The organism is Pseudomonas sp. zfem005, from assembly GCF_032621735.1.
GTDB classification, from domain to species: domain Bacteria; phylum Pseudomonadota; class Gammaproteobacteria; order Pseudomonadales; family Pseudomonadaceae; genus Metapseudomonas; species Metapseudomonas solani.
On record NZ_JAVYJE010000001.1, the window covers coordinates 568358 to 582310 of the forward strand.

General features: G+C 66.1%; 14 protein-coding genes. 6 read left to right on the forward strand and 8 right to left on the reverse strand.

The genetic code is table 11. The annotated features are described in order from the left end of the window. Nucleotides 1-107 precede the first annotated feature (107 nt). From alr to dadA, 3 genes are read right to left on the reverse strand one after another with little or no spacing between them, the layout of a single operon-like run. Complete coding sequence (gene alr, locus RTW82_RS02645) at nt 108-1175, reverse strand: alanine racemase (protein WP_184488263.1); 1068 nt, start codon at nt 1173-1175, stop codon at nt 108-110. A 60-nt stretch (nt 1176-1235) separates the two neighbouring features. Next, nucleotides 1236-1589 carry a RidA family protein gene (locus RTW82_RS02650; protein WP_316924166.1) on the reverse strand — a complete coding sequence of 118 codons (354 nt, stop codon included), beginning with the start codon at nt 1587-1589 and terminating at the stop codon, nt 1236-1238. Continuing rightward, the gene (gene dadA, locus RTW82_RS02655; RefSeq protein WP_316924167.1) at nt 1564-2862 is read right to left on the reverse strand and encodes a D-amino acid dehydrogenase; all 1299 of its coding nucleotides are present in this window, start codon (nt 2860-2862) and stop codon (nt 1564-1566) included. The genes RTW82_RS02650 and dadA overlap by 26 nt, the downstream gene beginning before the upstream one ends. 159 nt (nt 2863-3021) lie before the next feature. On the opposite strand from dadA, the gene RTW82_RS02660 reads away from it, so the two are divergent. The 3 genes from RTW82_RS02660 (at nt 3022) to RTW82_RS02670 (ending at nt 6612) form a co-directional block, all read left to right on the forward strand. Continuing rightward, nucleotides 3022-3510: an Lrp/AsnC ligand binding domain-containing protein gene (locus RTW82_RS02660; RefSeq protein WP_031287530.1), complete on the forward strand. Its 489-nt coding sequence runs from the start codon at nt 3022-3024 to the stop codon at nt 3508-3510. A gap of 136 nt (nt 3511-3646) precedes the next feature. After that, entirely contained in the window at nt 3647-4978 is a 1332-nt protein-coding gene (locus RTW82_RS02665) for an NAD(P)/FAD-dependent oxidoreductase (RefSeq protein ID WP_263400332.1), read from the forward strand. 86 nt (nt 4979-5064) lie between these two features. Further along, nucleotides 5065-6612 carry a phospholipase D family protein gene (locus RTW82_RS02670; RefSeq protein WP_316924168.1) on the forward strand — a complete coding sequence of 516 codons (1548 nt, stop codon included), beginning with the start codon at nt 5065-5067 and terminating at the stop codon, nt 6610-6612. Nucleotide 6613: 1 nt separating this feature from the next. On the opposite strand, the gene RTW82_RS02675 is transcribed toward RTW82_RS02670, so the two are convergent. Both RTW82_RS02675 and RTW82_RS02680 read right to left on the reverse strand, forming a co-directional pair. Next, complete coding sequence (locus RTW82_RS02675) at nt 6614-7777, reverse strand: MFS transporter (protein WP_316924169.1); 1164 nt, start codon at nt 7775-7777, stop codon at nt 6614-6616. A gap of 165 nt (nt 7778-7942) precedes the next feature. Continuing rightward, the gene (locus RTW82_RS02680; protein WP_316924170.1) at nt 7943-9436 is read right to left on the reverse strand and encodes an aldehyde dehydrogenase; all 1494 of its coding nucleotides are present in this window, start codon (nt 9434-9436) and stop codon (nt 7943-7945) included. A gap of 308 nt (nt 9437-9744) precedes the next feature. Between RTW82_RS02680 and RTW82_RS02685 the strand changes: the two genes are divergently transcribed. After that, nucleotides 9745-10107, forward strand: a complete 363-nt coding sequence (locus RTW82_RS02685) for a cupin domain-containing protein (protein WP_021218934.1) — start codon at nt 9745-9747, stop codon at nt 10105-10107. 146 nt (nt 10108-10253) lie between these two features. Here the strand turns inward: RTW82_RS02685 and rpmG are convergent, their stop codons facing one another. Then, a complete protein-coding gene (gene rpmG / locus RTW82_RS02690; protein ID WP_003457707.1) occupies nt 10254-10409 on the reverse strand; it encodes a 50S ribosomal protein L33 in 156 nt (51 codons plus the stop codon). Between the two features lie 10 nt (nt 10410-10419). Beyond that, nucleotides 10420-10656, reverse strand: a complete 237-nt coding sequence (gene rpmB / locus RTW82_RS02695) for a 50S ribosomal protein L28 (protein ID WP_021702024.1) — start codon at nt 10654-10656, stop codon at nt 10420-10422. 357 nt (nt 10657-11013) lie between these two features. On the opposite strand from rpmB, the gene RTW82_RS02700 reads away from it, so the two are divergent. Both RTW82_RS02700 and RTW82_RS02705 read left to right on the forward strand, forming a co-directional pair. Next, nucleotides 11014-12591 carry an ABC transporter substrate-binding protein gene (locus RTW82_RS02700; protein ID WP_316924171.1) on the forward strand — a complete coding sequence of 526 codons (1578 nt, stop codon included), beginning with the start codon at nt 11014-11016 and terminating at the stop codon, nt 12589-12591. Then, complete coding sequence (locus tag RTW82_RS02705; RefSeq protein WP_316924172.1) at nt 12591-13151, forward strand: hypothetical protein; 561 nt, start codon at nt 12591-12593, stop codon at nt 13149-13151. Before RTW82_RS02700 ends, RTW82_RS02705 begins: the two co-directional genes overlap by 1 nt. Here RTW82_RS02705 and radC read toward each other — a convergent pair. Next, a complete protein-coding gene (gene radC, locus RTW82_RS02710; protein ID WP_021218927.1) occupies nt 13148-13822 on the reverse strand; it encodes a RadC family protein in 675 nt (224 codons plus the stop codon). The two genes, RTW82_RS02705 and radC, sit on opposite strands and share 4 nt — an antisense overlap. Nucleotides 13823-13953: the final 131 nt, after the last annotated feature.

Consider the following 13953-nt stretch of genomic DNA (forward strand, 5'->3'; position numbering starts at 1 on the left):
ACTTCGGCCGTAAATCCTGCGCAAACTTTCACCACCCCGGAAAAGCCCGAGGAAAATCAATTATTTGAACCATCATCAGCTGCATAGATGGCTCTTTAAGAGCCGCTTCAGCGGTAGATCAACGGCACCCGGCGCAGGTTGCAGAAGATCTGGTAGGGAATGGTGCCGGCCTGGATGGCGACATCGCTGGCCAGGACCTGGCCACCCCAGAACTCGACCCGGCTGCCGAGCCCGGCCTGGGGAAGGTCGGTGAGGTCGACGGTGAGCATGTCCATGGACACCCGGCCGATCAGCCGTGACAGCTGCCCGTCGATGGCCACCGGGGTGCCGGTGGGCGCATGGCGGGGATAGCCGTCGGCGTAACCCATGGCGACTACGCCGACGCGGGTCGGGCGCTCGGTGATGAAGCGCGCGCCGTAGCCGACCGGCTGGCCGGCGGGCAGTTCGCGCACGCTGATGACCTTGGACTCCAAGGTCATCACCGGCTTCAGGCGCGAGGCCAGCTCATGGGCCTGCTCGAAGGGCGTTGCGCCGTAGAGCATGATGCCGGGACGCACCCAGTCGCTCGGCACCTGCGGCCAGCCGAGCACGGCGGGCGAGTTGCGCAGGCTGATCTCGGCGGCGAGGCCGGCACGGGCCTGCTCGAAGACCGCCACCTGCTCGGCGGCGCTGTCGCTGTCCAGTTCGTCGGCACGGGCGAAGTGGCTCATGAGCACGATCTTGCCGACCTTGCCGCTGGCCATCAGGCGCTGGTAACCGTCGCGGTATTCCGCCGGGTGCAGGCCCACGCGGTGCATGCCCGAATCCATCTTCAGCCACACCGTCAGCGGGCGGCTAAGGCTGGCGCGCTCGATGGCCTCGAGTTGCCAGGTGGAATGCACCACGCACCAGAGGTCGTAGCGCTCGATCAGCGACAGCTCATCGGCTTCGAAGAAACCCTCCAGCAGCAGGATGGGGCCGACGATGCCGGCATCGCGCAGCTCCAGTGCTTCCTCTATGCAGGCCACGGCGAAACCGTCGGCTTCCGCCTGCAACGCCTGGGCGCAACGCACCGCGCCATGCCCGTAGGCATCCGCCTTGACCACGGCCAGTGCCTTGGCACCGGTGGTTTCGCGGGCGAGACGGTAGTTGTGGCGCAGCGCTTCGAGGTCGATCAGGGCACGGGCGGGACGCATGGCAAAGGCTTCTTCTGGTTATATGAAAAACCCGGCGCGGACGCCGGGCAGAGCAAGGGTTCAGGGCAAGGCGGCGACCACGGTCATTTCCACCAGCACCTCGGGCGAGTACATCTTCGCCTCGACGCAGGCACGGGCCGGGGCGGCGCCCTTGGCGACCCAGGCGTCCCACACGGCGTTCATGCCGGCGTAGTCCGCGTCGATGTCCTTCAGGTAGATGGTCACCGAGAGGATGCGGCTCTTGTCGGTGCCGGCTTCGGCGAGCATGCGGTCGACGGCATCCAGGGTTTCGCGGGTCTGGCGCTCGATGCCCGGGTTCAGCCCTTCATCCAGCTGGCCCGCCAGGTAGACGGTGCCGTTGTGGATGACGATCTCGCTGTAGCGGGCTTCAGTGCGCAGGCGCTGTAGTGACATGTTTCTGGCTCTCCTTGGTGTTGCCATAACGGAAGATATCCAGGCCTTCGGCGCTGATCTGCGGACGCTTGCGCGCCATCAGGTCGGCGAGCAGGCGGCCGGAACCGCAGGCCATGGTCCAGCCAAGGGTACCGTGTCCGGTATTCAGGAACAGGTTGCGGAACGGGGTCGCGCCCACGATCGGCGTGCCGTCCGGGGTCGCCGGGCGCAGACCGGTCCAGAACTCGGCGCGAGTCAGGTCGCCGCCCTGGGGGTAGAGGTCGGCGGTGATCATTTCCAGGGTTTCGCGGCGACGCGGGTTCAGCGACAGGTCGAAGCCGGCGATCTCGGCCATGCCGCCCACGCGGATGCGGTCGTCGAAGCGGGTGATGGCGACCTTGTAGGTCTCGTCGAGGATGGTCGAGGCGGGCGCCATGTCCGGGTTGGTGATGGGCACGGTCAACGAGTAACCCTTGAGCGGGTACACCGGCGCCTTGATGCCCAGCGGTTTGAGCAGCTGCGGGCTGTAGCTGCCGAGGGCCAGCACGTAGCGGTCGGCGGTCTCCAGCTTGCCGTCGATCCACACGCCGTTGATGCGATCACCGGCGAAGTCCAGGCGCTGGATGTCCTGGCCGAAGCGGAATTCCACGCCCAGGCCACGGGCCATCTCGGCGAGGCGGGTGGTGAACATCTGGCAGTCGCCGGTCTGGTCGTTGGGCAGGCGCAGAGCGCCGGCCAGCTTGTCGGTGACCTTGGCCAGGGCCGGCTCGGCGCGAGCGATGCCGGCGCGGTCGAGCACTTCATAGGGCACGCCGGAGCTTTCCAGCACGGCGATGTCCTTGGCGGCGGCGTCGAGCTGGGCCTGGGTGCGGAACAGCTGGGTGGTGCCGAGCTGGCGGCCTTCATAGGCGATGCCGGTTTCGGCACGGAGTTCGTCGAGGCAGTCGCGGCTGTACTCGGACAGGCGCACCATGCGCTCCTTGTTCACGGCATAGCGCGAAGCGGTGCAGTTGCGCAGCATCTGCGCCATCCACAGGTACTGGCCGATGTCGCCAGTGGCCTTGATGGCCAGGGGTGCGTGCTTCTGCAGCAGCCACTTGATGGCCTTCAGCGGCACGCCGGGAGCGGCCCAGGGCGAGGCATAGCCAGGGGAGACCTGGCCGGCGTTGGCGAAGGAGGTTTCCATGGCGACGGCGCTCTGCCGATCGACCACCACGACTTCGAAGCCTTCCCGGGCCAGATAGTAGGCACTCGCCGTACCGATCACACCGCTGCCCAGCACCATCACTCGCATGTCTGCCTCCAGCGCAAACGGGGGTAACCGCTGCGTTTGTTATTTTGAGCGTAGATGCCGCGCAGTATATGAAGAGCGCCCCAGTGATATTCACTATATAGCCAGCTATATTTGGCGATAATTCTTGGCCAATACGGCTTTTGCGGAGGGGCATCCACCATGCGTACCCAGCATCAATCGCGTCGTGAGTTAGACAAGATAGACCGGAATATTTTACGAATTCTCCAGGAAGACGGACGTATCTCCTTCACCGAGCTGGGCGAACGGGTCGGCCTGTCCACCACCCCTTGCACCGAACGCGTACGTCGCCTGGAGCGCGAGGGGATCATCATGGGCTACAACGCCCGGCTGAACCCGCAACACCTCAAGGCGAGCCTGCTGGTGTTCGTCGAGATCAGCCTGGACTACAAGTCCGGCGATACGTTCGAGGATTTCCGCCGCGCCGTGCTGAAGCTGCCCCATGTACTCGAATGCCACCTGGTTTCCGGCGATTTCGACTACCTGGTGAAGGCGCGGATCAACGAAATGGCCTCCTACCGCAAGCTGCTCGGCGACATCCTGTTGAAGCTGCCGCACGTGCGCGAGTCGAAGTCCTACATCGTGATGGAAGAGGTCAAGGAATCCCTCAACCTGCCCATTCCCGAGTGAACCCGGGGGCGCCGACGCCCCTGCCGATAGTTGCCTGCGAGGCACAGGGATTTTTCCTGGGCGCCCCTTGGCGGTTGGCGTGCTTCGTGCCTATCCTCCGTCAAATTTTCCAAACATAATAATCAGGATTCCGCACATGAACGCCCGCGTTCGCCATCCGGTCCACAGCGACCAGCACGCCCCCTCCTACTACGCCGCGACCGCCAACCGCCGTATCGAACATCCGCCCCTGGCGGGCGAGGAGGTGGCCGACGTCTGCGTCGTCGGTGGTGGCTTCTCCGGGCTGAACACGGCTATCGAACTGGCCAAACGCGGCTTCTCGGTGGTGCTGCTGGAAGCGCACAAGGTCGGCTGGGGCGCCAGCGGGCGCAACGGCGGCCAGCTGATCCGCGGCGTCGGCCACGATGTCGAGCACTTCGAATCGGTGGTGGGCAAGGACGGCGTCCGCGCCCTCAAGCTGATGGGCCTGGAGGCGGTGGAGCTGGTGCGCCAACGGGTGGAAGAGTTCGCCATCGACTGCGACCTGACCTGGGGCTATTGCGACCTGGCCAACACCGCCCGTGACCTTGCCGGCTTCGCCGAAGACCTGGAAGACCTGAAGAGCCTCGGCTACCGCCACGAAATGCGCCTGCTGCAACCGGGCGAGATGCGCAGCGTGGTGGGCTCCGATCGCTACGCCGGCGGCCTGATCGACATGGGTTCCGGCCACCTGCACCCGCTCAATCTGGCCCTGGGCGAAGCCGCCGCCGCCAGCTCGCTGGGCGTGCGCATCTTCGAGCACTCGGCGGTACTGCGCATCGATTACGGCCCGGAAGTGAAGGTGCACACCGCCCAGGGCCAGGTCCGCGCGAAGACCCTGGTGCTCGGCTGCAACGCCTACCTCAACGACCTCAACCCCACACTCGGCGGCAAGGTGCTGCCGGCGGGCAGCTACGTAATCGCCACCGAGCAACTGCCCGAGGCACTCACCCGGCAGCTGCTGCCGCAGAACATGGCGGTGTGCGACCAGCGCGTGGCCCTGGACTATTACCGCCTCTCCGCCGACAACCGCCTGCTGTTCGGCGGCGCCTGCCACTATTCCGGCCGTGACCCCGCAGACATCGCCGCCTATATGCGGCCGAAGATGCTGGACGTCTTCCCCCAACTAGCCGATGTGCGCATCGACTACCAGTGGGGCGGGATGATCGGTATCGGTGCCAACCGCCTGCCGCAGATCGGCCGCCTGCCGGACCAACCCAACGTCTACTTCGCCCAGGCCTACTCGGGCCACGGGGTCAACGCCACCCACCTGGCGGGCAAGCTGCTGGCCGAAGCCATCAGCGGCGAGCAGAGCAACGGTTTCGACGTGTTCGCCAAGGTGCCGCACATCACCTTCCCCGGCGGCAAACTGCTGCGCTCGCCCTTGCTGGCCCTCGGCATGCTCTGGTACCGGATCAAGGAAAGCGTCGGCAACAGCCTGGCGAAATGACCTCGGCCCGCGCCGCGCGCGGGCTGCCTGAATCTTCCGGCTGCGCTGGCGTCTGAGCTCAAGGACCCGGCGAGTCGGAGGCCGACGTGCGCATCCCCCTGCTATTCATCTGCCTGCTGGCCGCCCTCGGCGGCTGCGCCAGCCCGCCCCCGGCACCCCCGAGCCAGGCGATCGCCGCTGCCGAGTCGCCCTTCGGCCGGAGCCTGCAGGCACTGGCTGCCGCGCACCCGGGGCAATCCGGCTTCCGCCTGCTGCCCGCCAGCAACGAGGCGTACAGCGCCCGCGCCGAGCTGATCCGCTCGGCCCGCAGCAGCCTCGACCTGCAGTACTACATCGTCCATGACGGCCTCTCCACCCGCGCCCTGTTCGACGAGCTGCTACGCGCCGCCGACCGTGGCGTGCGTGTGCGCCTGCTGCTCGACGACACCAGCAGCGACGGCCGCGACGCCAGCATCGCGCTGCTGACCGCGCACCCGAACATCCAGGTGCGGCTGTTCAACCCCCTGCATCTTGGCCGCGTCACCGGCGTCACGCGGTCCCTCGGCCGGGCGCTGGACCTGGGCCAGCAGCACCGGCGCATGCACAACAAGCTATGGCTGGCCGACAACGCGGCAGCCATAGTCGGCGGGCGCAACCTGGGGGATGAATACTTCGACGCCGAGCCCAGCCTCCACTTCACCGACATCGACCTGCTGGCCATCGGCCCGGTGGCGGAGCAGCTGGGGCAGAGCTTCGACCAGTACTGGAACAGCGCGCTGAGCAAGCCCATCCAGCAGTTCCTCTGGCGCCAGCCGCAACGCCAGGAGCTGGACGAGGCGCGCCAGCGCCTGCGGGGCTACCTGGCCGAAGCGCGGGTGCAGCAGAAGACCCTGTACGACCGGCTGCACACCTACCGCGATGACCCGCGCATCGACCTCTGGCTGCGCGAACTGATCTGGGCACCGGCCAGCGCCCTGTGGGATGCGCCGAGCAAGGTGCTGGCCAGCGGCACGCCCGATCCGCACCTGCTCCTGGCCAGCCAGTTGCAACCGGTGCTGGCCGGGGTGAAGCAGGACCTGGTGCTGATCTCGGCCTACTTCGTGCCCGCCCGGGAGGGCATGGACTACCTGGTCGGCAAGGCCGACGCCGGCGTCGACATCCGCCTGCTGACCAACGCCCTGGAGGCCACCGACGTGCCCGCCGTGCATGGCGGCTACGCGCCCTATCGCCAGCGGCTGCTGGAGCATGGCGTCCGCTTGTTCGAGCTGCGTCGCCAGGCCGGAGATGGCGCCGGCAGCGGCGAATACAGCTTCAGCGGCTCCTCCAACTCCAGCCTGCACAGCAAGGCGATGATCCTCGACCAGCGCCACGCCTTCATCGGCTCCTTCAACTTCGACCCGCGCTCGGTGCTGTGGAACACCGAGGTCGGTGTGCTGATCGACAGCCCGGAACTGAGCGCACACCTGCGCCGCCTGGCCCTGGAGGGCATGAGCCCCGGGCGCAGCTACCAGGTGCGCCTGCGGCCGGATGGCGGCATGGAGTGGGTGACGGAGGAGGGCGGCCGCCAGCAGGTACTGCGGCAGGAGCCGGGCAGCCTGTGGCGGCATTTCAATGCCTGGTTCGCCGAGCGCGTGGGCCTGGAGCGGATGCTCTGAATCAGGGGTTGCCGGTCACGGCCGGCTCGCCACCCTCGTCGCCGAACAGCTCGCGGGTCCAGGCCAGCCAGACGAAGCCGGCTGCGCCGATGGCCATCATCAACGGCAGAGCATGGCCGCTGATCCACTGGCTGGCGGCGCCGGTGACCAGTGGACCGATCAGGCAGCCGATGCCCCAGAGCTGGGCGACATGGGCGTTGGCGCGGACCAGTTCATCATCCCGATAGCGCTCGCCGATAAGGATCAGCGCCAGGGTGAAGAGCCCGCCCGCGCTGGCACCGAATATCACCCAGATCGGCCAGATCAGCGGAGTGTGCAGGAACAGGGGAATACTCAGGCTGGACATCAGCAGGGCCAGCCCGCAGCCGCGGAACAGCGTACGTCGCGACATGTGGTCCGCCAGCAGGCCGATGGGCAGCTGCAAGGCGGCATCGCCGACCACCACCACGCTGGCCATCAGCAACGCCACTTCCTGGTTGAAGCCCTGGCGCAGGCCGTAGATGGGCAGCAGGGTCAGCATCATCGCCTCGAAGGCGGCGAACAGCACCACCGCCCAGGCGATGGTCGGCAACCGTGCACAGAAGGTCAGCAGGCCGCGCCCCGAGGCGCTGTGGGCGTCCACGCTGGGCGCGCCGGTGCGCCCCAGCAGCAACAGCGAGCCGCCCACCAGCAGGCCGGTACCGGTCCAGAAACCGAGGTCGTTGCCGGTACCCAGCACGCTGAGCAGCAGCGGCCCGGATAGCTGGCTCAAGGCGTAGCCGGTGCCGTACAACGCCACCAGGCGCCCGCGCCACTTTTCCACGGCCAACTGGTTGATCCAGCTCTCGCCGAGAATGAACACCACCGTCAGCGCCACACCGATGAACAGGCGCAGGGCCAGCCAGATGGGGTAGCTCTGCACCAGCGCCAGCATCGCCACCGAAACGGCACTGACCAGCAGGCACAGCTGCATCAGGGGAGTGGTGCCGAAGCGCGCGGCGAGGCGCCCGGCCAGGGAAGCGCCGAGCAGCACGCCCACCGCCGGGGTGCCGGCCATCACGCCGATGGCGAAGGCGTCATAGCCCCAGCTTTCCAGGCGCAACGAGACCAGGGGCATGGTCACGCCCAGCGCGAGCCCGATGCTGATCACCGCGCCGCAGACGGCGAAGTAGGTCCCCCAACGCATGGCGGTGTCCTCCGTTCCATGGGCCAGCATCCCGGGGGATTCTGGCAGGCAGAAAAGCAAAAGCGGCCGGGCTCCTGTGAAGGAAACCCGGCCGCAGGTGTGGCTCCAGGGGAGCCGGCCTCCCGAAGGAAGGCGGACCTTGTCAGGCGGTCATGCCGCCCTTTTTCAGAGCTTGATCCAGGTGGATTTCAGCTCGGTGTACTTGTCGAACGCGTGCAGCGACTTGTCGCGGCCGTTGCCCGACTGCTTGAAGCCGCCGAAGGGCGCGGTCATGTCGCCACCGTCGTACTGGTTGACCCAGACGCTGCCGGCGCGCAGCGCCTTGGCGGTCAGGTGGGCCTTGGACAGGTTGCTGGTCCAGACCGCAGCGGCCAGGCCGTAGACGGTGTCGTTGGCGATAGCGACGGCATCCGCCACGTCGTCGAAGGCGATGACCGAAAGCACCGGGCCGAAGATCTCTTCCTTGGCGATGCGCATGGCGTTGTCCACGCCGTCGAAGATGGTCGGCTCGACGTAGGTGCCGCCGGTCTCTTCCATCACGCGCTTGCCGCCGGCCACCAGCTTGGCGCCGTCGTCATGGCCGGCCTGGATGTAGGACAGCACGTTGTTCATCTGGGTGGTGTCGACCAGCGCACCGACGTTGGTTTCCGGGTCCAGCGGGTTGCCCGGCTTCCAGGTCTTGATCGCCGCGACCACCATGGGCACGAATTTGTCCTTGATCGAACGCTCCACCAGCAGGCGCGAGCCAGCGGTGCAGACCTCGCCCTGGTTGAAGGCGATGGCACCTGCGGCGGCCTCGGCGGCGGCCTGCAGGTCAGGCGCGTCGGCGAAGACGATGTTCGGGCTCTTGCCGCCGGCTTCCAGCCAGACGCGCTTCATGTTGGATTCGCCGGCATAGATCATCAGTTGCTTGGCGATCTTGGTGGAGCCGGTGAACACCAGGGTGTCGACGTCCATGTGCAGGGCCAGGGCCTTGCCCACGGTGTGGCCGAAACCTGGCAGCACGTTGAACACGCCGGCGGGGATGCCGGCCTCGATGGCCAGCTGGGCGATGCGGATAGCGGTCAGCGGCGACTTCTCGGACGGCTTGAGCACCACCGAGTTGCCGGTGGACAGCGCCGGGCCGAGCTTCCAGCAGGTCATCAGCAGGGGGAAGTTCCAGGGCACGATGGCGGCGACCACGCCGACCGGCTCACGGGTCACCAGGCCCAGCTCGTTGTGCGGGGTGGCCGCAACTTCGTCGTAGATCTTGTCGATGGCCTCGCCGCTCCAGCGGATGGCGCGGGAAGCGCTGGAGACATCGATGTTCAGCGAGTCGCTGATCGGCTTGCCCATGTCCAGGGTTTCCAGCAGCGCCAGCTCTTCGCCATGGGCGTCGATCAGGTCGGCGAAGCGGATCATCACTTCCTTGCGCGCGGTGGGCGCGAGGCGCGACCAGACACCGGACTCGAAGACGGCGCGGGCGTCCTTCACCGCCAGCTCGGCATCGGCCAGGTCACAGCTGGCGACCTGACCCAGCACGCGCCCATCCACCGGGCTGATGCAGTCGAAGGTCGCGCCGGAGACGGCGTGGGTGTACTCGCCATGGACGAAGGCACGGGTTTCGATCTGCAGGGACTTGGCGCGCTGTTCCCAGTCGGCACGAGTCAGGGTGGTCATGGGGCATTCCTCTTATTAGTAGAAAAGTGCCGGATCCTGGATCCGGCACTGTCAAGAATTCTGCAAGGCCAGCATGCGGCCGAACCTGATCGCAACCCTAAACCAGAGGGCCCTGGGTTTTCAATATTTTTGACAAAATTCCAGCAAACGCCCTTGTCATGTTCGTTTTATTAAACATAGACTGCGGATCGGATCGCCCTGGCGTTTTCCCTCCCTCCCACGGGCATAGGGGAAGCCGCCGATAACTGGGCAGAATAAAAAACAGGTCCGCCGGGCGCGGACCACCCGCCAGCTGCAACGGAACCGCCATGAACATCGAATCCATCGTCGACTTCGCCAACAGCCCAGCCGCCGCCGAGCGCTACCGCCCAGCCCCCGAGAAAGTCCTCAAGGGCGACCCGGAGCAGAGCGTGCGCAACCACTACGGCAGCCCCTGCGGGCAGTTCAACGTGGGCATCTGGGAAGGCGCAGTCGGCCACTGGACCGTCAGCTACACCGAACACGAATACTGCGAGATCCTCCAGGGCGTTTCCGTCCTGCGTGACGCCGACGGCAACGCCAAGACCGTCCGCGCCGGTGATCGCTTCGTCATTCCCGCCGGCTTCTCCGGCACCTGGGAAGTGCTCGAGGCCTGCCGCAAGGTCTACGTGATCTTCGAACAGAGCAAATGATCCACCGCTTCACCTCCAGAAGCTCGTAATCCCCTTGAGCCCGCGAAAGCGGGCTTTTTTATGGGCGCGGGAAAGGCCGGACGACAAATCGCGGGCATGAAAAAGCCCGCCATATAGGCGGGCTTCTTCGACAAGGGCCGGATCAATTACTTGATCTTGGCTTCCTTGTAGATCACGTGCTTACGCACGACCGGATCGAATTTCTTGATTTCGATCTTGTCGGGAGTAGTGCGCTTGTTCTTGTCGGTGGTGTAGAAGTGGCCGGTACCGGCGCTGGACACCAAACGGATCAGTTCACGCATGATTAGCTCCTTATACCTTCTCGCCGCGAGCACGCAGCTCGGACAGGACTACGTCGATACCACGCTTGTCGATGATGCGCATGCCCTTGGCGGAAACGCGCAGACGCACGAAGCGCTTCTCGGACTCGACCCAGAAGCGGTGGTGCTGCAGGTTCGGCAGGAAACGACGACGGGTTTTGTTGTTAGCGTGGGAAACGTTGTTCCCGGTAACCGGACCCTTACCGGTTACTTGACAGACTCTAGACATGCCTCAGCCCTCTAAACCTCATGCCCAACCCGGCATGGGTTGGCCGCTTGAACTCTCACTTGTGGGCGTTTTAGCGCCCGTCTCGTCAGGGTCTTACCGGCCACACACAGACTGCGAAAGACCGGGCCCCTAGAAAAGAGCGCTGCTTTATATCAGAAACCCCCTAGTGCAGCAAGGACTGCACCACTTTGCCGAAAGCGGTGCCCAACCGCGAGGCGCCTGCAACCGCAGCGACGCGGGCTGCGCAGAAAATAACCGCTCGTCGCCAGAAGCGCATTGCCCCACTCCTGGCCATGGTCTAGCGTAGGGCCTCCGCCCGCCGCCACCGGCCAGGGCCACCGCAAATGGAGCCTGCCCATGCGATTCGCCGCCCTTCCCCTGCTGCTCGCCCCGCTGTTCGCCCAGGCGGCCAGCCTGAGCGTCTGCACCGAGGCCAGCCCCGAAGGCTTCGACGTGGTGCAGTACAACTCGCTGACCACCACCAACGCATCCGCCGACGTGCTGATGAACCGCCTGGTGGAGTTCGATGCCCAGCGTGGCGAACTGGTGCCCGGGCTGGCGCAGAGCTGGGCCGTCTCCCCCGACGGCCTGGCCTACACCTTCACCCTGCGCCCCGGTGTACGCTTCCACGCCACCGAGTACTTCAAGCCCGGCCGCGAGCTGGATGCCGATGACGTGCTGTTCAGCTTCCAGCGCATGCTCGATGCGACCAACCCCTGGCACAAGGTCGCCCAGAGCGGCTTCCCCCACGCCCAGTCGATGCAGCTGCCGCAACTGATCAAGGCCATCGACAAGGTCGCGCCGCTGCAGGTGCGCTTCACCCTGAACAAGCCCGACGCCACCTTCCTCGCCACCCTGAGCATGGGTTTCGCTTCCATCTATTCGGCCGAATACGCCGACCAGCTGATGAAGGCCGGCACACCGGAGAAGCTCAACGCCCAGCCGATCGGCACCGGCCCCTTCGTCTTCAAGCGCTTCCAGAAGGACGCCGTGGTGCGCTATAGCGCCAACCCGGACTATTTCGCCGGCAAGCCGGCGGTGGACGGCCTGATCTTCGCCATCACGCCGGACGCCAATGTGCGCCTGCAGAAGCTGCGCCGCGGTGAATGCCAGATCGCCCTGTCGCCCAAGCCGCTGGATGTCCAGGCCGCCAGCAAGGACGCCGCGCTCAAGGTGGTGCAGACACCGGCCTTCATGACCGCCTTCATCGGCATCAACAGCCAGCACCCGCCACTGGACCAGGCCAAGGTGCGCCAGGCCATCAACCTGGCCTTCGACAAGCAGAGCTACCTCAAAGCCGTGTTCGAAGGCAGCGCCAGCGCCGCCAACGGCCCCTATCCGCCCAATACCTGGAGCTATGCCAAGGACCTGCCCGGCTACGCCCATGACCCGGAGAAGGCCCGCGCACTGCTGGCCGAGGCCGGCCTCAAGGATGGCTTCAAGACCACAATCTGGACCCGCCCTTCCGGCAGCCTGCTGAACCCCAACCCCAGCCTCGGCGCCCAGCTGCTGCAGGCGGACCTGGGCAAGGTGGGCATCCAGGCCGAAATCCGCGTGATCGAATGGGGCGAGCTGATCCGCCGCGCCAAGGCCGGCGAGCATGATCTGCTGTTCATGGGCTGGGCCGGCGACAACGGCGACCCGGACAACTTCCTCACCCCGCAGTTCTCCTGCGCCTCGGTGCAATCGGGGCTCAACTTCGCACGCTATTGCGACGCCGAATTGGACAAGCTAATCAGCGACGGCAAGGGCCTCGCTGAGCAGGCCGAACGCACGGCCCTCTATATAAAGGCGCAGCGCATCATCCAGGAACAGGCGCTGTGGCTACCGCTGGCCCATCCCACCGCCTTCGCCCTGACCCGCGCCGGCGTCGAGGGCTACCAGGCCAATCCCTTCGGTCGCCAGGACTTTTCCCACGTCAGCGTGAAACCCTGATGGAGCTGAGCCAGCGCTACCTGCCGCAGTTCCAGTTCGTCGAGCGGCACCAGCTGCCGCTGCGGGCAACGCCACGCCAGGCACTGGATGCGGTCGGAGAACTCGCCGTGCATGACGACCCGCTGGTACGCACCCTGCTGTATATCCGTGAAGCGCCGGCACGCCTGGCCGGCGCGCTCGGGCTTAACAACAACCTCAAAGGCCGCGCCACCTTTGGCCTGCACGAATTCACCCTGCTGGAACGAGACGCCGATCGCGCCCTGGCCTATGGGCTCATCGGGCGCTTCTGGCGCAGTGACTTCGGCCTGCAGCCGGTCAGTGACGCCAGCGCCTTCGACGCCTACGCCGAGCCCGGCGTCGCCAAGCTGGTTCTGAGCTTTCACTGCAGCCCTGGCGCGGATGGCCGTACGACCCTGCACACCGAAACCCGGGTCTATTGCCCGGACCGGCGCAGCCGCCTGCTGTTCACGCCCTACTGGCTGGCCATACGCCCGGCCAGCGGGCTGATCCGCCGGCGCCTGCTGGCCGCCATCCAGCGCCGGGTCGACGACACGCGCTAGAGCCAGCCGTACTCGGCCATCGACAGCGGCTCGCCATCCCCCACCACGAAGTGGTCGAGCACCCGCACCTCGACCAATGCCAGGGCTTCCTGCAGACGTTGGGTCAGCAGGCGGTCCGCCTGGCTGGGCTCGGCAACGCCGGAAGGGTGGTTGTGGGTGAGGATCAGCGCGGCCGCGTTGTGCGCCAGGGCCCGCTTGACCACCTGGCGCGGATAGACGCTGGCACCGTCGATGGAGCCATGGAACAGCACCTCGAAGGCCAGCACCCGGTGCTTGGAGTCGAGGAACAGGCAACCGAACAGCTCGTGGGGCTCATGGCGCAGCTGCGCCTTCAGGTAATCGCGCACCGTCTGCGGACTTTCCAACACCGAATTGCGGCGCAGCCCTTCGGCCAGGTGCCGACGCGACATCTCCAGCACGGCCTGCAACTGGGCGTATTTGGCCGGCCCGAGGCCGAGGCGGCTGCAGAAGGAATCGATGTCCGCTTCCAGCAGCAGGCGCAGGCCACCGAAGTCGTTGAGCAGATGGCGGGCGAGGTCCACCGCGCTCTGCCCGGCCACCCCGATACGCAGGAATATGGCGAGGAGTTCAGCGTCGGTGAGGGCCGCCGCGCCCTGCTCTAGAAGCTTCTCCCGCGGCCGCTCCGCCGCAGGCCAGTGACGAATGCTCATGGCATCTCCGTGGTTGAGCGCACCGCTGTTCCCATGCGGTCGCTGTGCTATCTTAATCCACCTTTTTTGCGCGGCGATTGGCCTGGGGAGGCGTCGTCGCCGCTGCGCAATCTAAACATCCATAAGGCAGG